21 protein-coding genes, 1 riboswitch and 1 other annotated feature (1 of these 23 running past the window's edge) are annotated in these 24,349 nt (G+C 32.4%); of the genes, 1 reads left to right on the top strand and 20 read right to left on the bottom strand.

Features of this window, described 5'->3' with window-relative positions:
- Positions 1-71 (top strand) — a binding site (T-box leader) (it extends 190 nt beyond the left edge of the window).
- A gap of 59 nt (positions 72-130) precedes the next feature.
- On the top strand, positions 131-1,351 hold the full coding sequence (tyrS, locus tag DP68_RS11090; protein ID WP_035309480.1) for a tyrosine--tRNA ligase: 1,221 nt from the start codon (positions 131-133) through the stop codon (positions 1,349-1,351).
- Positions 1,352-1,372: 21 nt separating this feature from the next.
- On the opposite strand, the gene DP68_RS11085 is transcribed toward tyrS, so the two are convergent.
- The 20 genes from DP68_RS11085 to DP68_RS10990 form a co-directional block, all read right to left on the bottom strand.
- Positions 1,373-2,272, bottom strand: coding sequence for an HD domain-containing protein (locus DP68_RS11085; RefSeq protein WP_035309478.1), 900 nt, complete (start codon positions 2,270-2,272; stop codon positions 1,373-1,375).
- Positions 2,273-2,295: 23 nt separating this feature from the next.
- Complete coding sequence (locus tag DP68_RS11080) at positions 2,296-3,723, bottom strand: penicillin-binding protein 2 (RefSeq protein WP_035309477.1); 1,428 nt, start codon at positions 3,721-3,723, stop codon at positions 2,296-2,298.
- Between the two features lie 4 nt (positions 3,724-3,727).
- Positions 3,728-4,930, bottom strand: a complete 1,203-nt coding sequence (locus DP68_RS11075; RefSeq protein WP_035309476.1) for an FtsW/RodA/SpoVE family cell cycle protein — start codon at positions 4,928-4,930, stop codon at positions 3,728-3,730.
- 18 nt (positions 4,931-4,948) lie between these two features.
- A complete protein-coding gene (locus tag DP68_RS11070) occupies positions 4,949-5,380 on the bottom strand; it encodes an FHA domain-containing protein (protein WP_035309475.1) in 432 nt (143 codons plus the stop codon).
- A 17-nt stretch (positions 5,381-5,397) separates the two neighbouring features.
- The gene (gene uvrA / locus DP68_RS11065; protein WP_035309472.1) at positions 5,398-8,223 is read right to left on the bottom strand and encodes an excinuclease ABC subunit UvrA; all 2,826 of its coding nucleotides are present in this window, start codon (positions 8,221-8,223) and stop codon (positions 5,398-5,400) included.
- 27 nt (positions 8,224-8,250) lie between these two features.
- Entirely contained in the window at positions 8,251-10,236 is a 1,986-nt protein-coding gene (gene uvrB, locus DP68_RS11060) for an excinuclease ABC subunit UvrB (protein ID WP_035309470.1), read from the bottom strand.
- Positions 10,237-10,239: 3 nt separating this feature from the next.
- Entirely contained in the window at positions 10,240-11,538 is a 1,299-nt protein-coding gene (locus DP68_RS11055; protein ID WP_035309469.1) for a hypothetical protein, read from the bottom strand.
- A gap of 17 nt (positions 11,539-11,555) precedes the next feature.
- Positions 11,556-12,755, bottom strand: a complete 1,200-nt coding sequence (locus tag DP68_RS11050; RefSeq protein ID WP_035309467.1) for a S41 family peptidase — start codon at positions 12,753-12,755, stop codon at positions 11,556-11,558.
- Positions 12,756-13,082: 327 nt separating this feature from the next.
- The gene (ftsX, locus tag DP68_RS11045) at positions 13,083-13,973 is read right to left on the bottom strand and encodes a permease-like cell division protein FtsX (protein ID WP_035309465.1); all 891 of its coding nucleotides are present in this window, start codon (positions 13,971-13,973) and stop codon (positions 13,083-13,085) included.
- Positions 13,963-14,649 carry a cell division ATP-binding protein FtsE gene (gene ftsE, locus DP68_RS11040; RefSeq protein WP_035309606.1) on the bottom strand — a complete coding sequence of 229 codons (687 nt, stop codon included), beginning with the start codon at positions 14,647-14,649 and terminating at the stop codon, positions 13,963-13,965. The genes ftsX and ftsE overlap by 11 nt, the downstream gene beginning before the upstream one ends.
- Before the next feature lie 237 nt (positions 14,650-14,886).
- The gene (locus DP68_RS11035; RefSeq protein WP_035309463.1) at positions 14,887-15,741 is read right to left on the bottom strand and encodes a YitT family protein; all 855 of its coding nucleotides are present in this window, start codon (positions 15,739-15,741) and stop codon (positions 14,887-14,889) included.
- A 214-nt stretch (positions 15,742-15,955) separates the two neighbouring features.
- Positions 15,956-16,318, bottom strand: coding sequence for a type II toxin-antitoxin system PemK/MazF family toxin (locus DP68_RS11030; RefSeq protein ID WP_035309460.1), 363 nt, complete (start codon positions 16,316-16,318; stop codon positions 15,956-15,958).
- Positions 16,278-16,598, bottom strand: coding sequence for a hypothetical protein (locus DP68_RS11025; RefSeq protein WP_035309459.1), 321 nt, complete (start codon positions 16,596-16,598; stop codon positions 16,278-16,280). The genes DP68_RS11030 and DP68_RS11025 overlap by 41 nt, the downstream gene beginning before the upstream one ends.
- A gap of 117 nt (positions 16,599-16,715) precedes the next feature.
- Positions 16,716-17,876 (bottom strand): alanine racemase, encoded by a 1,161-nt coding sequence (gene alr / locus DP68_RS11020; RefSeq protein ID WP_035309458.1) that lies wholly within the window; start codon positions 17,874-17,876, stop codon positions 16,716-16,718.
- The gene (locus tag DP68_RS11015) at positions 17,877-18,494 is read right to left on the bottom strand and encodes a germination lipoprotein GerS-related protein (RefSeq protein WP_035309457.1); all 618 of its coding nucleotides are present in this window, start codon (positions 18,492-18,494) and stop codon (positions 17,877-17,879) included.
- Positions 18,495-18,594: 100 nt separating this feature from the next.
- The gene (locus DP68_RS11010) at positions 18,595-20,094 is read right to left on the bottom strand and encodes a bifunctional ADP-dependent NAD(P)H-hydrate dehydratase/NAD(P)H-hydrate epimerase (protein WP_035309454.1); all 1,500 of its coding nucleotides are present in this window, start codon (positions 20,092-20,094) and stop codon (positions 18,595-18,597) included.
- A gap of 3 nt (positions 20,095-20,097) precedes the next feature.
- A complete protein-coding gene (gene acpS, locus DP68_RS11005; protein ID WP_035309453.1) occupies positions 20,098-20,466 on the bottom strand; it encodes a holo-ACP synthase in 369 nt (122 codons plus the stop codon).
- A 193-nt stretch (positions 20,467-20,659) separates the two neighbouring features.
- Positions 20,660-21,013 carry a DUF6514 family protein gene (locus tag DP68_RS11000; protein ID WP_186431414.1) on the bottom strand — a complete coding sequence of 118 codons (354 nt, stop codon included), beginning with the start codon at positions 21,011-21,013 and terminating at the stop codon, positions 20,660-20,662.
- A gap of 431 nt (positions 21,014-21,444) precedes the next feature.
- The gene (locus tag DP68_RS10995) at positions 21,445-22,341 is read right to left on the bottom strand and encodes an EamA family transporter (RefSeq protein ID WP_035309451.1); all 897 of its coding nucleotides are present in this window, start codon (positions 22,339-22,341) and stop codon (positions 21,445-21,447) included.
- Positions 22,342-22,457: 116 nt separating this feature from the next.
- Positions 22,458-23,783 (bottom strand): Na+/H+ antiporter NhaC family protein, encoded by a 1,326-nt coding sequence (locus DP68_RS10990; protein ID WP_035309449.1) that lies wholly within the window; start codon positions 23,781-23,783, stop codon positions 22,458-22,460.
- Positions 23,784-23,869: 86 nt separating this feature from the next.
- A riboswitch (SAM riboswitch) is annotated at positions 23,870-23,989 on the bottom strand.
- Positions 23,990-24,349 lie beyond the last annotated feature (360 nt).

Genomic DNA, 24,349 nt, shown 5'->3' with positions numbered 1-24,349 from the left:
GATGAGGTTTACACAGTGATGTGTAAATAAAATTGAGGTGGTAACACGTGAGCAATTCTCCCGTCCTCTGCATAATGCAGGGAACGGGAGTTTTTTATTTTATATCAATTTATTGGAGAGGATGAACGTAATGGAAAATGCACAGGAACAATTTAAAATTATTATGAAAGGGGTAAGTCAGGTTGTTAGCAGCGAAAATTTGATGCAAAAGTTAGAAAAAAGTATTGCATCAAATACCCCCCTTATAGTTAAGCTTGGTCTAGATCCTTCTGCTCCAGATATACATTTAGGCCATGCTGTTGTACTTCGCAAAATTAAGCAAATGCAGGACTTAGGCCATCGTGCAGTAATTATAATTGGAGATTTTACAGGCAGAATTGGCGATCCATCAGGTAAAAGTAAGACACGCAAACCGTTGACTACTGAGCAAGTACTAGAAAATGCGAAGACTTATAAGAATCAGATTTTTAAAATCCTGGATAAGGAAAAAACTGACCTTAGGTTCAACAGTGAATGGTTATCAAAGCTAAATTTCGAAGACATACTAAAGCTTGCAGGTAAAGTTACTGTTGCTAGAATACTTGAAAGAGATGACTTTGAAAAAAGATATAAAAATAATGAACCTATTGGACTTCACGAATTTTTCTACCCACTGATGCAGGCATATGACTCTGTAGAAATAAAAGCAGATATCGAAATGGGGGGCACAGATCAAACTTTTAATATCCTTATGGGCCGAACCCTACAAAAAGATTATGGTCAGAATAGTCAAATTGCATTATTTATGCCCTTGCTTGAAGGTACAGATGGAATTGAAAAAATGAGCAAAAGTCTCGGCAACTACATTGGCATACATGAAAATGCGGTTGAGATTTACCAAAAGACCATGACTATTCCAGATAACCTTATTATTAAATATTTTGAACTTGCAACAGATATTCATCCAGATGAAATTGAATTAATTAAGATAGGGCTTAACAATCCAAATACTAATCCTCGTGATGTTAAAATGAGACTTGCAAAAGAAATAACAGCCTTGTATTGCGGATCAGATGAAGCAGAAATTGCTGAGGATCACTTTAAAACTGTTTTTCAAAAAAATCTAATACCAGATGATATAGCTGAATTCAATTTATCCTCTGATTGTCTTATAAGCCATGGCCAAATTGATCTTGTAAAAATCGTGGTTATAAATGGGCTTGCTAAGAGTAATAGTGAAGCCAAACGACTTATTACCCAGAATGCCATGAAAATAGATGGAGAAAAGTTTAATGAATTTATAATGGTAAATCCACATAATAGCTTCACCATTCAAATTGGAAAATCTAAGTTTATTAAAATAAAAATATAGGGAAATTGCAAAGCAATTCCCCTATATCTTATTCTCAATGGCATTTACAACTTGACTATCTATAATATCTGCCATATTTAAAAGTATATCCTCTATTCCCTTTGGTTCAAAGTTACCAAATTGACCATGATGAGAAAGTATTGAGTAACATATATCATCTAACTCTTCCTCTGAAAGAACATTGCCTACTTCTACATTTATTTCTCTTACATATCCTGCTCCAAGTACTAAGTGATCTAACTTTATGTCTTTTCTTCTTATTATTCCCTTATAATCATATTCCTTAGTTTTCATTATATCGTGAATAATCGCCTTAAGCATGAGTCTATCTTTATTAATTACCTTAGCTGCACTCATATAGAAGGGATTTGTTATATAATCCTTCACTACGTTCTCTACAGCTTTCATAACTCCCACCGTATGAAGGAACAGCCCCCCTCTTTTGTTGCCATGAAATTTTTCGGCTGCCACACAATTTATAAAGGCATCCCATCTCTCATCATTATAACCCATAGCTCCAGTGGCTGCGGTGGCTATCTTTTGATATTTTTCTTCCATATCTAACACCATATAATTAAAATAATCTATTAATTCTTCTGGTATATCATATTGTGGTACAAAATCCTCATAATCTACTCCTTCCATAGAAACGGAGTTTATCATTGGATTTCTTACTTGAACATTTCCATTAAATCTAGCTACGATACCTGTTACATTTATTAACGTATTTACCTCTACTATCGTATTTAATTTATCATAGTTGGTCCATACAGGGAAGGCTATACTTCCTGTGTTATCTTGCATTATAAGTAATAAGTAGGGGGTCCCATCTTTTTTATAACCAGTTCTTTTATCACTAACTAAGGCATTAAAATCCACTTGTTCCCCATTTTTAAGCTCTCCTATTTCCTTTATCTTCACCAAAATTCCCCTTTCCATAATACTTATTTTGATAAAGCTTCTTTTATAACTCCTGAAGCTATGCTTGCTGCTAAAACTCCTCCTTGACCACCATCTTCAACTATAACTGCCAAGGCTATTTCAGGATTCTCATATGGTGCAAATCCTATAAACCATGAATGAGGCTTTGCTCCACTTCCTTCTTCTTTATGGTCTGCAGTACCGGTTTTACCTGCTACCTTTATTCCGTATACAGATGCATTTCCTCCTGTACCTTGAGCCACAACTTCCCTCATATAATTTTTTATTATCTGTGCATTTTCCTTTGTTGTAACATCATCTATCTTCTGTGGTTTCACTTCACTTACTAAGCTGTTTTTACTATCCATAACCCCTTTTACTATATGAGGCTTCATCATAGTTCCATCATTTGCTATGGTACTTGCTACTAACGCCATTTCCATAGGAGTTGAAAGTACTGTAGACTGTCCTATAGCACTTTGAGCTATATTACCTTTTTCATAACTTTTAAAGGATGGAAATTTACTATTTTCAATTACAACTCCATCTGCTGGTATATCTTTGTTGAAGTAAAACTTTTCTGCGGTATCTTTAAGTTTGCTATTTCCAAGATCAATACCTAAACTTCCAAAATAAACATTACTTGAATGTATAAAGGCTTCTTTAAGACCTATATTGCCCAAAACTTCTCCATTATAGTTCTTTAGAGATTCCTTTTCATTAAATACCAGTACCCCTTTATCTTGAATTTTTTTATTCCTGATATCATCGATATTTTCCAACGCGCTTATCGCAGTTATTACCTTAAAAGTAGAACCTGGGGGATACATACCTGAAGTTGCCCTATTGAGCAATGGCCTATCTTTATTGGAATTAATATTTTTCCAATTCTCCTCAAGATTATTAGGATTAAAGGATGGCTTTGATATTAAAGCTAATATTTCTCCTGTTTTTGGATTCAGCGCTACCACTGCCCCCTTGTTATTTCCTAAAAGTTCATAAGCCTTCCTTTGTATATCAAAATCTAAGGTAGTTTTTAAATTACTCCCGTATTTCTCTTTTGTCTGTCCTGGTAATTTTAATATATTCAATAAAGTATCTCTTATGCTGCTTGTAGATAATTCTTTATCATATCTTCTTTCAAGTCCAGTAATTCCATACCTAACATCTACATATCCTAAGGCATGAGCAAATGCTTCTCCACCTTCATAGCTTCTCTTTTGAGTTTCGGTATCTACTCTAGTACTTTTAGAAAGCACCTTCATATTTCTATCAAATATACTTCCTCTTAAAACTTCATCTCTCTTCGCCCACATACGCGCATTATATTGGCTATTTACAATTTTCGGTGCAACCATTACTTGAAAATATGTTATGTATGATATTAACCCCACAAAACATATTAAAAATACTATCAATACTTTTTTTATATTATCTGATATATCCTTCATAATCTTATCTTCCCTCTTCAGAAACCTTTTGTATTATACCTAGTGCAAAAAACGTACTAAGCATGGAGCTTCCACCATAACTTACCATAGGCAGTGTTATACCAGTTAGCGGTATCAGGTTTATTACCCCTCCAATTATAACAAATACCTGGCAAGCTATCATCGCACTGTATCCAACTGTAATAAGTCTTGAAAAATCATCTCCTGCATATATAGCTGCTCTCATACACCTGTAAAAAAGTAAAAAGTATATAAGTATAATGGCAAATCCCATTAGTATTCCAAGTTCCTCACATATTACAGAAAAAATAAAATCTGTTGTCCTTACGGGTATATATTTAGGATACCCAAGTCCTAATCCTGATCCTGTAAGTCCACCCGATGCTATGGCTAAGAGAGACTGTACAACTTGATAACTTTTATCCGTAGCATATGGCCAAGGATTATTCCAAATCAAAACTCTAAGCTTTACATGGTCAAATAATCCATAGCTTACAACTGCTCCTAGTGCAAATAGTATCAGACAAACTAATACGTATTTAAAATTAGATGTAGCTATGTATAGCATAGTAATGGATATTCCAAAAAACATTAATGCACTTCCAAGATCCCTTTGCAAAACCATAAATCCTAAACTTAACATAACAACTATTCCTGGTTCTATTAAGTTTTTAAAGTCTTTATAATCCTTTAAGGACGCTGATAAATATGCAACTAAAAAAAGCTTTCCAAATTCTGACGGCTGGAAGGCAAATCCTGCAATACTTACCCAGTTTTTTGCCCCATAAGTCTCTTTTCCCATGAGTGTACCCATTGCCATAAGTATTACGGTTATACCCAAGTATACATACTTAAATTTTACGAATCTTTTTAAGTCTGGCAGGATTACAACTATTAATATAAAACCTGTAACCCCTATAGCAAACCATACTATTTGCTTTACAGCAGTTGCAGTATCTATTCTGTATAGCATTATAATCCCTATAACCGCTAAAATACTAGAGAATATAAATATAAATTTATCTCCTTCTGAAAAAAATCTCCTTATTATAAAATAGGAATATCCTATAAGAAGACAGGTTGCCAGTGCCATAAGCATTGCACCCTTATCAAAAGGCTCCTTTATTATTGTTAAATTAAAAAACCCTACTATACAAAGTAAATATGTATATTTTAAGAGCTTTTTTTCATCTTTTCTGGTATCCAAAAGACCACCATCCCAAAATTAAATTAAGAACTTAAGTACTGTATTTCCTATTTTTATAATGTCTCCTGTTTCTAAGTACTTCTTTCCTTCTATTTGATCATCATTTACCAAAGTACCGTTAGTACTTCCTAGATCTTCAATGATATAATCTCCAGACTTCGCATAAATCCTTGCATGTTTTCCAGAGACATAAGGATCGTCTAGCATAAATGTATTATCTTCTTTTCTTCCTATGGTTATTTGACTTTGGAGAGGGATTACCCCTCCTCTTTTTAAATTATAACTATTTCCAGGTTCTATGATTTCTAATCCTGCAGCCTTCTTTTGAGATTTTTTTCTTGTTCCACCCTTTATATCTTTATTCATTATTCTAAGGGCTGTAAAAATTATCATATAGACTATAGCTATTATAATTAAAGTAAATATTGGGCTTAGCTTAGCCAACAACATAAATCACCTTCTTTTTATCATTTCAACATCTTTTTAAGATAAAATCCTGTATAGGAGCCTACAGCTTCACTTATATCTTCTGGAGTTCCTGTTGCAATTATAGTTCCTCCCTTTGCTCCACCCTCCGGTCCTAAATCTATTACGTGGTCTGCACATTTTATTACATCTAAATTGTGCTCTATAACAACTACTGTATTTCCTGTATCTACAAGCCTTTGAAGTATAGTTATAAGCCTGCTTACATCATCTATATGCAGTCCTGTAGTTGGTTCATCTAATATATACAGGGTCTTTCCTGTACCTCTTTTTGAAAGCTCATAGGCAAGCTTAATTCTTTGCGCTTCTCCACCAGATAGCTGAGTTGAAGGCTGCCCAAGTCTTACGTATCCAAGTCCCACATCCATAAGTGTTTGAAGCTTATTTTTTACTCTTGGAATATTCTCAAAGAACCCTAATGCTTCCTCTACAGTCATACTAAGTAAATCATCTATATTTTTACCCTTATATTTTACCTCTAAAGTTTCTCTATTGTATCTTTTACCCTTACAAACTTCACAAGGAACATATACATCAGATAAGAACTGCATTTCTATCTTTATTATACCATCGCCCCTGCAAGCCTCACATCTTCCACCTTTTACATTAAAACTAAACCTTCCCGGCTTATATCCTCTTAATTTAGATTCTGAAGTATTTGAATATATTTCTCTTATTATATCAAACATTCCAGTATAGGTAGCTGGATTTGATCTTGGAGTTCTTCCAATAGCACTTTGATCAATATTGATTATTTTGTCGATATTTTCTACGCCTTCTATATCCTTATGTCTTCCAGGCATATCTTTAGAATTATTTAGTTTTTTGTTCAGCCCTTTATATAGTATTTCATTTACTAGTGTACTTTTACCTGAACCTGAAACCCCAGTAACACAAGTTAAAACTCCCAGTGGAAATTTCACATTTACGTTTTTTAAGTTATTTTCGTTAGCACCCTTTATGGTTATATAGTTACCTGAAGTTTTTTTTCTTTGACTTGGTAATTCTATTTTCTTTTTACCGCTTAAATATTGACCAGTAATTGATTTTTCATTTTTTATTATATCATCAATAGGGCCTTCTGCAACTATTTCTCCACCATGTTCTCCTGCTCCAGGACCAATGTCAACTATATAATCTGCAGCTTTCATGGTATCTTCATCATGTTCTACCACAATTAAAGTATTTCCTATGTCTCTTAAATGCTGTAATGTGGATATTAGCTTGTCATTATCCCTTTGATGAAGTCCAATACTTGGCTCATCTAATATGTATAAAACCCCAACCAAACTTGAACCTATTTGAGTTGCAAGCCTTATTCTTTGTGCTTCTCCGCCAGATAAGGTTCCTGCAGTTCTAGCCAAATCTAAATAATCAAGACCTACATCTATAAGAAAGTTTAATCTACTTCTTATTTCCTTTAATATTTGGTTACTTATTATCTTTTCCTTTTCTGTAAACTCTATTGAATTTATAAACTCCAATTCTTCTCTTATAGCCATAGTTGTAAATTCATATATATTTTTCCCTCCAACTGTTACTGCCAGAGGTTCTGGGCTTAGCCTTGCACCTTTACATTTTGGACAAGGATTATTACTCATATAGTTCTCTATGTCATTTTTCATAGCTTCTGAATTAGTTTCAAAATATCTTCTTTTTAAATTGTTAATAACTCCTGGGAAGGCATGATAAAAATCTGAAGTCTTACCATCCTTAGTGTATGTAACTTTTATCTTTTCTCCATTCAAGCCATATAAAAGCATACCTACTATTTCAGGAGAAAGCTCTTCTATTGGAGTATCTAATTTAAAGTTATATTCCCTTGATAAAGATTGTAATATACCGTAAGTCCAAGACTCTTCCTTTAATACACTGTTAGCCCAAGGCAGAACAGCGCCTTCCATGATACTTTTGCTCTTATCAGGAATTACTAAATCTTCATCAATTTCCAATAGTGTTCCAAGTCCATCACATTCATTACACTTTCCAAATGGCGCATTGAAGGAAAATGTTCTAGGAGATATTTCTCCAACGCTTATACCACAATCAGGGCAAGCAAAATTTTCACTAAATAAAATATCTTCTACATCAATTATATTTATGATAATAATACCTTCTCCAAGTTTTAAGGCTGTTTCAATAGAATCTGATAACCTGCTTCTTATATCATTCTTTACCATAAGCCTATCTACTACTACCTCTATGGTATGTTTTTTGTTCTTTTCAAGTTTTATCTCTTCATCCTCTAAATCCACAGTATTTCCATCTATTCTAGCTCTTACATATCCATTCTTTTTTATATTTTCAATTAACTTGACATGTTCACCTTTTTTACCTCTTATAATAGGACCTAAAACTTGTATTTTAGTTCTTTCAGGTAATTCTAATATTTTATCCACCATTTGATCTATTGTTTGCTTTTTTATTTCCTTACCACAACTTGGGCAATGAGGAATTCCAACCTTTGCATATAAAAGCCTTAAATAATCGTATATTTCTGTTACAGTTCCAACGGTAGATCTTGGATTTCTGCTAGTAGTTTTTTGATCTATTGAAATTGCTGGGGAAAGTCCCTCTATGTATTCAACATCTGGTTTATCCATTTGACCCAAAAATTGCCTTGCATAGGATGATAAAGATTCTACATATCTTCTTTGTCCTTCTGCATATAATGTATCAAAGGCAAGAGATGATTTTCCTGAACCTGAAAGTCCAGTAAAAACTATAAACTTATCCCTTGGGATTTCAAGGCTTACGTTTTTTAAATTATGAACTTTAGCATTTTTTATAATTATTTTATCAATCATAAATTTATTTCTTTCCTCCTTAGTGTACTACTCCTTCACTATTTTCTTTTTCAATTTATAAATCATATCTCTAAGTCTTCCAGCCTTTTCAAATTCAAGTTTCTTTGAAGCTTCTTTCATTTCATCTTCATATTTCTTTATAAGTGATTCAACACTATTATTACTTGCTTTAACTGCCTCTTCTAAACTATCATAAGTAGCACTGTCTTCTACAACCTGAGTTGCTTCAATTACTTCTCTTATATCCTTTATTATAGTTCTTGGAACTATTCCATGCTTTTCGTTATACTCTATTTGTATTTTTCTTCTTCTATTTGTCTCCTTAATTGCTCTGTCCATAGATTTAGTTACTGTATCTGCATACATTATAACCTTACTTTCTGAATTTCTTGCAGCTCTACCTATTATCTGAATTAAGGACCTATCTGATCTCAAAAATCCTTCTTTATCTGCATCAAGTATTGCAACTAGAGCTACCTCTGGAATATCAAGTCCTTCTCTTAAAAGGTTTATACCTACAAGTACATCATACTCGCCCTTTCTTAAATCACGAATAAGTTCCATTCTTTCAATTGTCTTTATATCTGAATGAAGATAATTTGTCTTTATATTCATTTCTTTAAAGTATGCTGTTAAATCCTCTGCCATTTTTTTAGTTAGAGTAGTAACCAGAACTCTAAAACCTTTATTAATAGTTTCTTTTATACTTGAATACAAATCATCTATTTGACCCTTTACTGGTTTTATAATTATTTCAGGGTCTAGAAGTCCTGTAGGTCTTATAATTTGTTCAGCTACATTTGTTGAATGTTCAAGTTCATAATTTGATGGTGTAGCGCTTACAAAAACTACCTGGTTTATCTTCTGCTCAAATTCCTCGAATCTTAATGGCCTATTATCATAAGCCGAAGGAAGCCTAAATCCGTAATTTACTAAGGATTCCTTCCTCGATCTATCTCCCGCATACATAGCTCTAACTTGAGGTAAAGTTACATGGCTTTCATCTATAAATAACAAGAAATCATCTGGAAAATAATCTATTAAGGTTTGAGGGCAAGTTCCAGCTGCTCTTCCATCAAGTATTCTTGAATAGTTTTCTATACCGCTGCAATATCCTACTTCTCTCATCATTTCTATGTCAAAATTAGTTCTTTGTTTAAGTCTTTGAGCTTCTAATACCTTATCCTCTGATAAAAGCTCCTTTACCCTTGCTTCAAGTTCTGCTTCAATTTTTCCTATGGCCCCTTCTAGTCTTTCCCTAGATGTAGCAAAGTGAGAAGCTGGAGTAATAGCTACATGTTTTCTTGTTCCAATTATTTCTCCTGTCAATGCATCAAATTCTCTTATTTTTTCAATTTCATCCCCAAAAAAATCTACTCTTATCCCCACGTTTGTGGATGAAGCAGGGAATATATCAAGAACGTCTCCCTTAACCCTAAAGGTACCACGTGTAAATTCTATATTATTTCTCTCATATTGAATTTCAATAAGCTTTTTTAAAACCTCATCTCTATCCTTCTCCATACCTTCTCTTAAGGAAATTGTAAGATTCTTATACTCCTCAGGATTACCAAGGCCATATATACAAGATACAGAAGCTACAATTACAACATCTCTTCCCTCTAAGAGGGCAGAGGTTGCTGAGTGTCTTAATTTATCTATTTCATCATTTATAGAAGCATCCTTTTCTATGTAAGTGTCTGTTTGTGCAAGGTAAGCTTCTGGCTGATAATAATCATAATAAGATACAAAATACTCCACAGAATTTTCAGGAAAGAACTCTCTAAATTCAGAGCAAAGCTGTGCTGCTAAAGTCTTGTTATGCGCAAGTATTAATGTAGGTTTTTGAACTCTTTCTATTATATTTGCCATTGTAAAAGTCTTTCCAGAACCTGTGACTCCAAGTAGCGTTTGAAATTTTTCTCCATTCTGAATTCTTTCTGCTAAATTATTTATTGCTTGAGGTTGATCTCCCGTAGGTTTAAATTTTGAATGTATTTTAAACTTTCTCATTACCTATTCATCACCATCTTCTTTATCTTTTTTTGCTTTATCTAATATATCAGAAAAATTCTCCTTCTCAAAGTCTCTCATTGATTCAGGTTTATCAACTTTTGTTGGAACAATAAGTATACCAAGTATAGTTTTCCCCTTTTGATAAGGATGTTTACTTGTTTCTCTTATCTCACCTCTTGGGTTTCTTATTTTAAAGAATATACTTTCAGGTTTAGAATTTAAAATTCTACTTATATCTTCCTCAGTTTTTACTTCTTCTTCATTTATTTCCACAATTGTATCTTCACCTTTAATTTCCAAAGCTTTTCCAATAGAATTTGGAGATACTTCAAGTACCATAATTCCATCACGGCTAACATATTTTGCTTCCATTGTATTCTCAAAATGAGCCTGAATTCTAATCATTGCTTCGTGCCCTACTGGTGCAAACACCACAGCTAAGGCCTGAAAAAATATATTTATATGAGCAAGTTGTGCCACTAAAAATAATGCCATGCTATAAGCTATTACAAATAGTCCAGACATTAAAGTCTTTTGATTTTTAGTTTGAGTAAAAGTATTTGACTTATAACCAAGCATACCATAGAAAGGTATAAGAGCTACTACTGATTTTTTAAGTATTTCACTTGGTATTGATGTCTTAACAATTGGCCACCAATTAGGCATAGGTTCTGTAGTACCTAAGTCTGCTATTAAGCTTGTATTTATCATAATAAATAAGGCTACTGGAACGATCCAATATCTCCTAAAGGCAAATCCACCTTGAATCTCTCCCTCAACCTTTCTAAACACTGGAATATTGCCCCTTTTTCCATCTATAATAATTAAAATACCTTCCACAAAATGAAGTACTGCTACTGTAGCTATTAAAGACGGTATATCTACTCTTAAGAAAGTATTTTCTCCTACTCCTGCATTTTGATAAACTACGGTAAGTATTATACTTAATGTACCTAAAATTGCAGCTGAATATGAAAAACATATAAATTTAGGACTAAATATAGCAAGGAATATAGATGTCATAAACAATATTTCAATAACTTCAGTACCATAATATATTACACCTAAGTAGGACATCATAATACTTGCCAAAATTCCTGCAAATATTCCAAGTACTAGCTGAGAAATTGTTAATTCAAAAGGGGAGTACAAGGGCTCCCCAATTATCATCTTTTGCATTATTGATATTTTTCTATTCCGTTTATAAAGCATAAATACTAAAACTGCTAAAAAGAATATATAATACGGATCTGTCAATGTAATTGCTAAAGTTCTTAAAGTATATATTAAAATATTCATTTTATTGTATTCCCTTCCTAGAGTTTTCCCTTTATTATTTCAAGAGCCTTTTTAAATTGAGGATCTGTAGTTCTATCATAAGGCTTCTTTAAAAGTTCCTCTGGATATTTCACTTCTATATCTGGCTTTATTCCTGTGCCATGAATATTTTCTCCATTAGGAGTATAATACTTAGATACTGTCACCTTTAAGGCTGTTCCTTCTCCTGTTTCAAGAACTGTTTGAACTACACCCTTGCCGAAGGTTTTTTCTCCTACCAATGTACCCGCTTTATAGTCTCTTATAGCTCCAGAAAATATCTCAGATGCACTAGCTGACCCTTCATCTGTTAAAAGTACTAAAGGTACTCCTACATATTTACCTCCAATTGAATTATATTTCTTTTCTCTTTTATACTTATCAATTGTTGAAACTATAACTTTATCCTTAGGCACAAAATTTGAAACCATATCAACACATTCATCTAAAAGACCACCTGGATTTCCTCTTAAATCAAGTATAAATGCCTTTGCTCCCTTTGAATTTAATGTATCGAGTTCCTTTTTAAAGTTTTTAGATGTGTTTTCATCAAACATACTTACAGCTACATATCCAATATTATTATCTAGCATTTCACCTTTAACTGTAACCATATTAATTTTAGCCCTTTTTAGCTTTACATCGAAGTTTCCCTTTTCTTCCCTAAATAGTGTAAGAGTTACTTCCGTTCCTTCTTGGCCCTTCATCATGGTTACTGCTTTATCAAGTTCTTTCCCACTTACAGCAGTTCCGTTTACCTTTTCTATTTCATCTCTTGGAAGAAGTCCTGCCTTTTTAGCAGGAGACTCTTCAAATATATCTACTATTACTATTTTGTTGTCCTTTGACTGTACTTGAAGACCAACTCCGCTATAATTCCCTTCTGTCTGAGTATTAAATTCGGTATATTCCTTTTTATCCATAAACACTGTATAAGGGTCATTTAAAGCTGAAGTCATCCCCTTTATTGCGCCTTCTTCAATAGCTCCATTGTCTATCTTTCCATCATATAATTCATAAAGTACATTTTTTATTTCGTAAAGCTTTGAAAACTCAGTAAAGCTATTATAATCATCCCTGCTAACTATAACTTTTCCATTGGGCATCATAAGCGATACTGTATTAGTTCCTAAAAATGTAATAGCATTAGTTACTATTACAATTAAAACCGTCGTTATTACCCACCTTTTCTTATTCATAAAACAATCACTCCTTATCCTTTCAAGTACAAACTATCTACTAACTCTTCTATATATATGTTTATATAAACTTAAGATAATTATAACACTAAATTTAAATAATAATTAGTAAATAATTGATGATAAATTCATCTTAATGAAACTTTTGCCTATAGTAAACTAGTATAAATCAAATTAAAGCCGCTTTACAGCGACTTTAATAATTATTAGAGTTATATTTTTCAGTTACTAGACTAAAGGTACTAGGTACTAGGATTGGATGAAGCTTTGCATAGCAAAGTTTCTATATTTCCTAGCTCCTAGCACCTTATTTCTTAATCCTAACTTTTATACTGCAAGGAACTTTCTAATTGCAAGTATACTTCCCAATGCTCCTATTACTATTCCTGCAATTACAAACTGCCATGATATAGTAGTTATCACATATATAGGCTCAACAAGTTGTATCATCATAAGGCTTGAAGACATTCTAATATATACTGCATTATATGCATAATAAAGTACACCACAAGCAACTACTGCACCGATAACTCCCATAAGCATACCTTCTATTATAAAAGGCCATCTTATAAACCAATCCGTAGCACCTATGTATTTCATTATGCCTATTTCTCTTCTTCTAGAATACACCGTAATCTTAATGGTATTTCCAATTAGGAACAAGGATACTCCTATTAATACTATAAATAAAGCTAAACCGACCCACTTAATGGTGCTTGTAATTTTAACTATAGTATCTACTATCTTTTTACCATCCTGTATTTCATATATACCTTCCATCCCCTTAACACTTTCTACTACTTTAGATACCATTTCAGGAGACTTTACCTTTACAACAAAGGCATCTGGTAGAGGGTTGTCCTTTTCGAGTCCTTCAACAAGAAGCTTATTTTCTTCTCCTATTTGTTCCTTAAATTTTTCCATAGCTTCTGCCTTACTTTCAAAAGTAACCTTTACTACTTCATCTAAAGAATCTATCTTCTCTTCTACTGCTTTCTTTTGTGCAATAGTTACATCTTGATTGAAAAACACCTTTGCTTCAACTCTAGATTCTACATCTTTTACTACTTGCTGAACATCTAATATTGTAAGCAAAAATACTCCTAATATGAAAAGAGTTGCAGCTACAGTTGCAGCTGATGCAATACTTATAGTTCTATTTCTTTTAAAACTTTTTAACGCATCTGAAAAAAAGTGTTTGCAGGTATTAATCTTCATATCCGTATGACCCCCTTTGTTCATCTCTTACCAAATTACCTTTTTCTAAAGCTATTACCCTTTTTTTCATATTGTCTACTATGTCCTTCGCATGGGTTGCCATTAATATTGTAGTACCTGCTCTATTTATATCATTAAGTATGTCCATTATTTCCATTGACGTATCTGGATCTAAGTTCCCAGTAGGTTCATCCGCTATAATAAGAGCTGGATTATTAACTAAAGCTCTTGCAAGTGAAACTCTTTGCTGTTCTCCACCTGATAACTCATGTGGAAATGCCTTATGTTTATTTGACAGTTTAACCATAGACAGAACTGCTGGCACCTTCTTTTTTATATCTTTCATAGGAGCTTCTATAACTCTCATTGCAAAAGCTACATTCTCATATACATTTAGGTTAGGTATAAGTCTAAAGTCCTGAAAAACTACCCCTATTTTTCTTCTATAATAAGGTATATCCTTTCTCTTCAAAGTAGTTATATCTACATTATTTACCACAACACTTCCAACACTTGGATCTACTTCCTTTAAAAGCGTTTTGATAAATGTGGATTTACCAGCGCCACTTGGACCTACCAAAAACACAAACTCTCCCTTATCTATACTTAGATTGATGTTTGACAGTGCCGGTATATTTTTTCCATACACCTTCGTAACATTCTTAAATTCTATCATTTCAACCTCTCCCTTATTTATACATATAGTAACATTCTTCATCATAATTTCCCTTAACATGCATTATTATTATAACATAGGTATATAAAATAAAAAATTAAATTACAATAAAAATTTCAGTTAATATTTAGTAATTAATAACAAATAATTCTTAAATCCTTATTCTTAACTGAATTCTTGCAAATAAAAAAAGTTTGCCAGGCAAACTTTTCTACCAATTACTTACTATTAATTAACTTAATCCTCTAAAGAAATATCCTGAAATCCCTCCCCAAGAACTTCATGCACTTCTCCCACGGTAATAAATGCCCTATTATCTATATCCCTTATATAATCCTTTAGCCTAATAAATTCTCTTCTATTTATTACAGTATATAAAATATCAATGTCAGCATTATTGTATCCGCCTCTGCCTTTAAAAATCGTACAACTTCTATCAAGTTCATTTATTATAAACTTTCTTATATTATCATGTTTAGAACTTATTATGACAACTTGCTTACAGACATTAAATCCTTCAATATACCAGTCGATTATCATTCCATTAAATATTACCGATAATAAAGAATACATTCCTACTTCAATTCCAAAGGATATTGCTGAGGATAGTGTTACTATGAAATCTACGCATAAAAGTGACTTGCCTATTGGAATATGTATAAATTTATTCATTATCTTTGCAATTATATCCGTTCCTCCTGTAGATGCTCTTTGATTAAATGTTATTCCCATTCCTATTGCAGATATTATAGTTCCAAAAGCTGAGGCTAAAAAAAGATCATGGGTCATAATACTCGGTGGAAACTCAATTTTACCCATTATCCATAGTATCAAAGACATAGCTAAGCTGGCATATATAGTTTTAGCTCCAAATTTCCCTCCTATAACTACAAATGCTACGATAAATAATACTCCATTCATCATTAAGGAAATAGTCCCTATTTCTAGAAAGGGAAAAAAGTGATTTACAATTATAGCTATTCCTATAACCCCTCCTGCTGCAATGTTATTTGGAGCATAGAATAGCTCCGCAGCCAAAGATACCAAAAACACTCCAAATGTAATTAAAAAATATTCTTTAAGTTTTTTCACAAATAACACCTTCTCCACATTCTTTTATTACTTGATAACTATTCATAATTCCGCACATGATTTATAGAAGCTTCTTACTTAGTTATAAGTCCCTGCAAATCAACTTATTGAGATGTTTGCATATTTATTATCTTACAAAAATTGTTTGCTATTCATACTTAAGCATTTGTTTATTTTATATATAAGAATAAGGGCTCACTCCGAGCCCTTACTATTATTTCAATCCTATATTCAATCCTATACTTATCAAAAGTGCTGCATCTACTTTTTTCATATCGCTATTAGACATGTGTCCAATTTTTTCTTTAAGTCGCTTTTTATCCAATGTTCTTATTTGCTCTAGCAATACCACAGAGTCTTTATTTAAACCATAATCCTCGGAAGAAATCTCCACATGGGTAGGTAATTTTGCTTTATTAATCTGTGAAGTTATTGCTGCTACAATTACTGTAGGACTATATTTATTTCCTACATCATTTTGAATAATAATTACAGGTCTTATGCCACCCTGTTCTGAACCTACTACAGGGCTTAAATCAGCATAAAATATATCTCCTCTTTTCACTATCGTTGTCATGGGACCAATCACACTCCGGAAGCTTCGCTTCATATTCTTTTAATTCTCTAATGTCACTTGCAAAGCCCATCTCTGCAAATTCTAGGTTTATATTTCCCATTTCCATGTAACCTTTTCTCATTAGCTCCATTTCTTTTGCTCTTTTTTTCTCCTCAATATATAGTATTATAGCTTCCCTAATAAATTGACTTCTTTTTTTGGAATCTTCTTTAAGTGCCTTATTAAATTCATTATTAAGTGTTTCTGAGAGGTTTACTACCAACTTTTTTGAATCTGACATTAAATCTATACCTCCTATTAACCTATGCAAAAGATATGTACAGAACAATTATATTACTATAATCATAGTCATGTCAAAATTTTTTTCTACTTTTTATTATTTACGCAATTGGTAATTTTATACATAACTTCTTATTTTAATAACTTTTTTATCTTTTACATAGACTCTAGGAACTCTTCTGCTTATCATACATAACACTTCATAATTTATAGTGCCTAATATAGATGCTAATTCATCTGCTGTCATTTTCGATTCACTATCTTCTCCCATAAGTATAACTTCATCTCCTAAGTTTACATCTGGTACATTTGTTAAATCAACCATGCATTGATCCATACATATTCTTCCTACCACGGGCACCAGCTTCCCGTTTATTATTACTTTAGCCTCTTCTCCTAAAGATCTTGTATAGCCATCTGCATAGCCTACAGGTAGAGTTCCTATAATACTCTCCCTCTCAGTTTTAAATTTTCTTCCATAGCTTATATATTCTCCTATTGGAACCTTCTTTAAGTGGACTATGTTAGTTTTTAAAGACATTACAGGTTTTAAATATACCTTTGTTTTATCCACCTCTTCTGAAGGATAGTAGCCGTATAATATAACGCCAGGCCTTACTGCTTCAAAATGTGTTTCAGGCATATCTATAATAGCTGCACTGTTTGCTATATGTCTTATATTTATTTGTATTCCTCTTTCCTGCAATATATTATAAAACCAATTAAATTTTTTTAATTGTTCATACGTATAATTTTTATCCTTTTCATCTGCTGTAGAGAAATGAGAATAAATCCCATCTATCTTTATATTGGGAAGCTTACTAATTCTCTCTACCTCACTTATATCTTCTTCTCTAGGCAAAAATCCTATTCTACCCATTCCACTATCAAAGGCTATATGAATTTTTGCAATTTTACTTCCCTCTATAGCTTTATCTGAAATTTCCTTTGCTAAATCATAGGAATATACAGTTTGTTCTATATCATACTTTATTAAAAGATCCAGTAAATTTGGAGGTGTATATCCCAAAATCATAATAGGACATTGTATCCCTCCCCTTCTAAGCTCTACTGCCTCATTTAAAACAGCTACTGCAAGTCTTGTAACCCCATTTTCAAGTAAGGTCGGAGCTATATCTAAAGCTCCATGACCATATGCATCAGCTTTAACTACTCCTATAATCTCTTTAGCTTTCGTTACTCTTATAATTTCCTTTATGTTATGAGCTAAATTATCTAAATTTATTTCTGCCCATACTGGTCTCAGATGTCTGAACACTTAAATTCCACCCTTCGCTTCTGTACTTAATAACTCTTCATTAAATTCTGCATTTGCTACAAAATTTTTATATAGCACTTTAAATTTAACCTTATTATTTAAATCATATACTTCAACAAACTCAGGAAGCTTAGTTTCAGTATTGATATAGACCTTTCCCTTGTCTAAATTTCTATTTAGATTTGATAAATATATCTCAAGCACTTGATATTTAATTCCGCTTATATCTTTAAAATAAGTCTTAGTTTCTTCATTGGTATAAATTAGCCTAATATACTCCCCTACGGAACTTAACTTTACAATATTTTCAAATTCTCCACTTAGGCTATACTTAAATCCACTTTTAGTATCATTCACATATATTTTATCACCTTTACATATATAAATCCTATCCGAATTTAATTCTAATCTAACTCCAATATTCTTTTTATAGTACTGTTTCATATCATATTCTATATTTTGCTTATCATTTTGCAATATAATGTGGGCATCACTAGTATAACTCTTTAAGGATTTTATATAATCTAGACTTTTCTGAGTTTTATCTATTTTGAAATAGCACCCAGCCAAAACCGTCATAAAAAAAGCAGCAATTAGTATTAATAATAATTTTTTCATAAAATTCCCCCTGAACTTTACTCTCTATTATTAATACTATTCCTGCCTTAATTTCATTATTCTAATTAAAACCAAATTATATCACTTAATTTCGGCCCAATTACTCCATCAGTTCTTTAATCGCATAGGGAAGTTCTTCTAAAAGTTGACTTGCATTTACACAAAACATTTTCTTTGAAAGCTTCTCCCCTGTGTATCCATGTATAAAAGCCGAAATGCTTGTTGCCTTTAGCGGTTCGTATCCTTGTGCTATAAAAGATGCAATTATACCTGTTAGCGCATCTCCCATACCGCCTGATGCCATAGCACTATTTCCTGTAGGATTTATAATAATTTTATACCCATCTGTGACTACGGTATTATATCCCTTTAAAAGTACTATGCACTTATACTTTTGCGCAAAGCTTTGTGCAATTTCCATGCGATTTTGTTTTATCTCTTCTATAGTTAATCCCATTAATTTGGACATTTCTCCTAAGTGCGGAGTAATTATTACCTTGTTTTTTGATTCTTTCAACAAATGCAGGTTTCCTTTAAGGACATTCAATCCATCCGCATCAATTACTACAGGACACGCTGCATTTAGCAAAGTGTCCATTACAAATTGCAATGTAGCTTCATTATTACCCATTCCTGGACCTATAGCTATGCAATTGCTGCTCTTTAATAGCTCTTTAAGCTTTTCCGTATCTTTAAAATTTAAAGTCATAGCTTCTATAAGTTTAGAACTTAAAATTGGCTGTATTTTTTCATCACAACACAGCGTAACAAGTCCCGCTCCACTTCTTACAGCTCCCTGAGTTGCTATATACGAAGCCCCAGTAAACCCCTTAGAGCCTGCAATAATGACAACCCTTCCATAGTCTCCTTTATGGCTATGCTTATTTCTTTTAATCATGCTTTGTTTCATAAAATTCTCATCCATTATATATTCATTTTCATGAAATTTATGAACTGCTTCCTTTGGTATGCCAATATCCTCTATTACCACTGCCCCTGTATATTTATCCACACCATAGTTTAAAAATCCCTTCTTATATAGCTGAAAAGTTACAGTTTTATTAGCTCTTATAGAATTTCCAAGCACCCTACCACTATTACATTCTAATCCTGAAGGTATATCTATAGATAAAATATAGGAATTGCTTTCATTTATTACAGATATAGCTGCACTATATATGCCTTCAACATTTTTATTTAAACCCGTTCCAAATATGGCATCTACAATAATATCGGCTTGTTCTAAGTACTCTCTCATCTCATTTATATCTTCCATATTATTTATAGATATTATTTTAACTCCCATGTTTAAAAGTATATTATAATTAATTTGAGAGTCTCCTGAAATTCCCCGCTCTCCTCCTAACAAAAATACACCTACATCTTTTCCTATTACATGAAGATGTCTGGCTACTGCTAGCCCATCTCCACCATTGTTTCCCTTGCCACATATAATCGAGCAATTCTGCACATTCTCAATATCAATATTTTTTACAACTTTAAGTGCAGCATTTTCCATAAGCACTATGCTAGGTATTTTTAAAACTTCTATGGAGTATTTATCAATTTTCCTCATAACTTCTGCAGTACCTATTCTCATATATTAATACACCTCCAAAACTGCATAGGCTATAGCATTTTCTCTACTATGAGATATTGATACATGGAGCTTATATGGCTCTTTTACAAGTTCTTTTGCACCTCCATGTAAAAATGCTACAGGTGCTCCAAGTTCATCACGAAGAATCTCTATATCCTTTAAGGAAAATTTTCTAAATCCAGTTCCTAACGCTTTTGCTATGGCTTCCTTTGCAGCAAAATTACCTGCAACCACCTCTGACAGTAAATTCCTTGATCTAAAGTAATCAATTTCTCTTTGTGTAAATATCTTATATATAAAATTATTATTTTTCATTACGGCATTCTTTATTCTATATATTTCAATTATGTCTATGCCCGTTCCCCCTATCATATTTGTCACCGCCTTTTTATATAAAAATAAAATAGAGATATATATCTCTATTTTATCATTAATTCTATATTAATTAATCCCCATAATAAATCCTATAATAAAATAATCAAATTTAAATTTTATATTTATGTTATCTGTCCACAACCATTTTTTTATTTCTGCTTCCTGGCTGTTGGCCTCTAGTTTTTTATTATTAGTTAGTTGCTATTTCTCTTAATACGTTATCAAAATCACTAATATACTCGTCTACATAATCCCCTGCTATATCTATAAGATGTATCGGTGACACAGTGTTGTCGTGCAGCACTTTCAAAAGGCTATGTACTTTATGTCTTTGAGGACTTATATTCTTTATATAATCTCTTTCTATATTTACTATATTTCCCTCTACCTTATCCTGTCTTTCTATTTCTATTCCATAGGATTGTACTTCTATTAGTTCATCTCCATAATTAAGATTAAATTTATCCTTTATCAATCTATAAAAATAAGTCTTTTCCATATCTTCTCCTTGATGAATTTTTGATAAATTTTCAACTATTATCATAATTCATTTCCCTCCACTCGCTAAGTTATATTAATATAATAACATTTAAGATGAAAGAAACCTGTCATTTTATGAACCATGGTTTGGACAAGTTATTTTCCTAATATGACAAAGAAGGTAAAAAACACTTCCTAATAGTGAATACTTATCCATGCAATGGGAATAACTGTATTTTTCTGGATTTTTTCATGTCGAATTATAGTGTAAATTAAGTTAATTTCTACTTTAAATTTTTTATGTAATATTTTACATTTGAGTATTATAATAGATTTAAAACTTACATTAAACCCCTGTTTGTTATTAATTATGTAATTATTACATTGATTTACTCTAATAAAATAATAGCAGCAGCTATAAAGAATAGTACAACTCTTACACTTGTTAGCAATATATTACTTTTAATAAGTTTAAGTATAACATATATCAGACGCCTATTTTTTTACATTAGATAAAATTATAATAGCACTTATAACAGACACTATTCCTAACCATTCTACAACGCCAAGTGGAACTCTTAGCCACAGTACGGATAAAACCGCAGCGGATAAAGGTTCCATAGAGGATAATACGCTTGCTTCTGTTGGCTGTATATATTTTAAACTTTCCAAGTAGCAATAAAAAGCAACAAGGGTGCCAAATAATACTACAAACATAACAGCAACCATAGAATTAATGGACCATTGTCCCACAAAGTTCCAGGGCTGATGGATAAAACTAAAAGCTACTCCACCAATAAGCATACTCCATCCAACTATAAGTGTAGATCTCCATTTACCAAGTAATTCATGGGGATATAACGTGTAAAAAGCTGATGTAAAAGCTGAACCAATTCCCCACAATAATGCTAATTTAGAAATAGATATGGTGTAGATATTTCCTTTTGTAATTATAAGGAATGTTCCTAACATGGCAAAGATAATAGCTAAGCTTTGCCTTATACTTGGAACTTTTTTAGTCCTAATAGCTAAATAGCAAGTAATTATCACCGGTGATAGGTATTGTAGTATAGTTGCTGTTGCTGCATTGCCATGTTTAATGGCAGCAAAGTATGTATATTGTACACCTAACATTCCAATAACACTAAAAATTATAAGACTGTAACAGTTATGTTTAGATTTCCAAATCTTCCATATGTCTTGTTTTTCTCTTATGATTGCGTATGTTAACAAAATTATTCCTGATACTAATAAACGAATTACAACAAGCCACTCAGGGCTAAACCCCTTTTGTTGAAACAAATATTGAGCAGCAGTACCTGATATTCCCCACAGCATAGCTCCTATGATAACAAGCAGTAATCCTTTTGTTCTTGATTGAAGTTTTATCATTTTCCATCCACCCCACTATGTTATTTTCCCATATTCTATATTATATTAGAAATTAAAAGAGTGCAAAATTCAATATAATTTTGCACTCAAAGTAATAACTTAGTTCTAATTATCAATTAAATTACTTTTTTTAGAGCCCCTGCCTCCATATTCTTTATCTTAGGGAATCCTAATGCTATTGCAATAACTGCAGATATCCCAATTAAATATGGATAGTACAAATACTTCATTATTAAAAATGGTGAAATGCCTGCAATACCTGATGCAACTAATAACTGTGCTCCATATGGTATAACTCCTTGAGCAAAGCATGAAAAAGTATCTAGTAGACTAGCTGTTTTTTGTGGCTCTATATTATATTTTGAAGATATACTTTTTGCTAAAGGTCCTGTAGTTACTATAGCTATAGTATTGTTAGCAGTACATGCATCTACTAAAGTAACTAAAAGTCCTATAGCAAGCTCGGCACCCTTTCTCGATTTTACCTTGCTTGTTATAAAATGAAGTAAGAAATCTATACCTCCATTGTGTTTAATAAGTTCTACAGTTCCTCCAATTACAAGTGATACTATCACTAGTTCTGACATACCTGCTATTCCCTTTGCTATAGACTGAAGAAAAGCTATAACTCCCATAGATCCAGTAGCAATTCCTACTATACCTGAAAGCGCCACTCCACCCACTAAAACTAAAATTACATTTACACCTAAAAGTGCTGCTATAAGTACAGATAAATAAGGAAGTACCTTTACAATACTATACTGATAGTTTCCAGATAAAGTAGCATTATTACCTGATGTAATTACTGCAAATATCACTGCTGTAATAATTGCCGCTGGGAGTACTATAAAGAAGTTAGTTTTAAACTTGTCCCTCATTTCGCACCCTTGAGTTCTAGTAGCTGCAATTGTTGTATCAGAAATCATTGATAAATTATCGCCAAACATTGCTCCACCAATTACTGATCCTAGCACTAAAGCCACTGATATTCCAGTCTTATCAGCTACTCCTACAGCCATCGGAGATAGTGCAACTATTGTTCCTACAGAAGTTCCTATAGAAGTGGATATAAAGCATCCAATTATAAATATCCCTGAAATTAAAATATTACTTGGAAGCACTTTAAGTCCTAAGTTAACAGTAGATTCTACTGCTCCCATATCTTTTGCAACTTGTGCAAAGGCTCCTGCTAAGATAAATATTAAGCACATAAGTACAATATTTAAATCCCCTGCTCCCTTGCAAAATATTTCAACTTTGTCATTTATACTTTCTTTTTTATTCATAAGTAACGCTACCACTGCAGCAATCAAAAACGGAACAGTAACAGGCATAGCATAAAAATCATTAGTAACTAATGCTATTGATAAATATATCGCTACAAAAACTATTAGTGGTAGTAATGCTGTCGCCTTACCTTTTCTTTCAACTGAATTATTCATTTAATATCCTCCCATAATGACTATTTAAAATTAATTTACAAAATAAAAAAACCCCTTGCCGACAGACACAAGAAGTTACACTTCTCCCCTTATCTGTCAGGTATTCACCTGCTGGATTTAGCACCTTCAAAACAAACGTATTAAAACAAATGTATCTGGGTTGCCGGGCTTCATGGGGCCAGTCCCTCCGCCACTCTTGATAAGAAGTTCCTATTAAATTTTAAGGATAGTTTATCATCAAACTAATCTATTGTCAATCCTTTAAAAATTACCACATTTTAAGATAATGTTGATATATAGTATGGAATTTTTATTTAGGAAAGCTTCACTTCGTAAAAAAGCTCTAATATTTCTGATGTTAAACCACCTAAGCCTTCTAAACTCACTATCGTTCAGACAGTAGAAGACTCTTAACGGTGTTTTGACATCAGAAATAAAGAGCTTTTAATGCTTGTTCAATGCTTTCTACAATGCAAATCCCATACTATAATATTTAACATTAAAAATGTAAGTAGCCCTGCTAAAGGAAGAAATTTCACCTTAGTGAAATTTCAATAATGACTAGT

The sequence above is a fragment of the Clostridium sp. HMP27 genome, assembly GCF_000765165.1.
In the GTDB taxonomy this organism is placed as follows: Bacteria; Bacillota; Clostridia; order Clostridiales; family Clostridiaceae; genus Clostridium_AK.
The sequence above is the reverse complement of the archived record's forward strand: the minus strand, read 5'-3'. Positions and strand labels throughout refer to the sequence as shown.

Bases quoted from the DNA above. Each gene is read 5' to 3' on its own strand.
- uvrB (WP_035309470.1), bottom strand. From the start codon at position 10,236: ATGAGAAAGTTTAAAATACATTCAAAATTTAAACCTACGGGAGATCAA.
- acpS (WP_035309453.1), bottom strand. From the start codon at position 20,466: ATGATAGGGGGAACGGGCATAGACATAATTGAAATATATAGAATAAAG.
- DP68_RS11030 (WP_035309460.1), bottom strand. From the start codon at position 16,318: ATGACAACGATAGTGAAAAGAGGAGATATATTTTATGCTGATTTAAGC.
- ftsE (WP_035309606.1), bottom strand. From the start codon at position 14,649: ATGATAGAATTTAAGAATGTTACGAAGGTGTATGGAAAAAATATACCG.
- DP68_RS11010 (WP_035309454.1), bottom strand. From the start codon at position 20,094: ATGAGAATAGGTACTGCAGAAGTTATGAGGAAAATTGATAAATACTCC.
- DP68_RS11080 (WP_035309477.1), bottom strand. From the start codon at position 3,723: ATGAAGGATATATCAGATAATATAAAAAAAGTATTGATAGTATTTTTA.
- uvrA (WP_035309472.1), bottom strand. From the start codon at position 8,223: ATGATTGATAAAATAATTATAAAAAATGCTAAAGTTCATAATTTAAAA.
- DP68_RS11015 (WP_035309457.1), bottom strand. From the start codon at position 18,494: ATGAAAAAATTATTATTAATACTAATTGCTGCTTTTTTTATGACGGTT.
- DP68_RS11025 (WP_035309459.1), bottom strand. From the start codon at position 16,598: ATGTCAGATTCAAAAAAGTTGGTAGTAAACCTCTCAGAAACACTTAAT.
- DP68_RS11055 (WP_035309469.1), bottom strand. From the start codon at position 11,538: ATGAATATTTTAATATATACTTTAAGAACTTTAGCAATTACATTGACA.
- ftsX (WP_035309465.1), bottom strand. From the start codon at position 13,973: ATGAAGATTAATACCTGCAAACACTTTTTTTCAGATGCGTTAAAAAGT.
- tyrS (WP_035309480.1), top strand. From the start codon at position 131: ATGGAAAATGCACAGGAACAATTTAAAATTATTATGAAAGGGGTAAGT.
- DP68_RS11070 (WP_035309475.1), bottom strand. From the start codon at position 5,380: ATGTTGTTGGCTAAGCTAAGCCCAATATTTACTTTAATTATAATAGCT.
- DP68_RS11000 (WP_186431414.1), bottom strand. From the start codon at position 21,013: ATGATAATAGTTGAAAATTTATCAAAAATTCATCAAGGAGAAGATATG.
- DP68_RS11050 (WP_035309467.1), bottom strand. From the start codon at position 12,755: ATGAATAAGAAAAGGTGGGTAATAACGACGGTTTTAATTGTAATAGTA.
- DP68_RS10995 (WP_035309451.1), bottom strand. From the start codon at position 22,341: ATGATAAAACTTCAATCAAGAACAAAAGGATTACTGCTTGTTATCATA.
- DP68_RS10990 (WP_035309449.1), bottom strand. From the start codon at position 23,783: ATGAATAATTCAGTTGAAAGAAAAGGTAAGGCGACAGCATTACTACCA.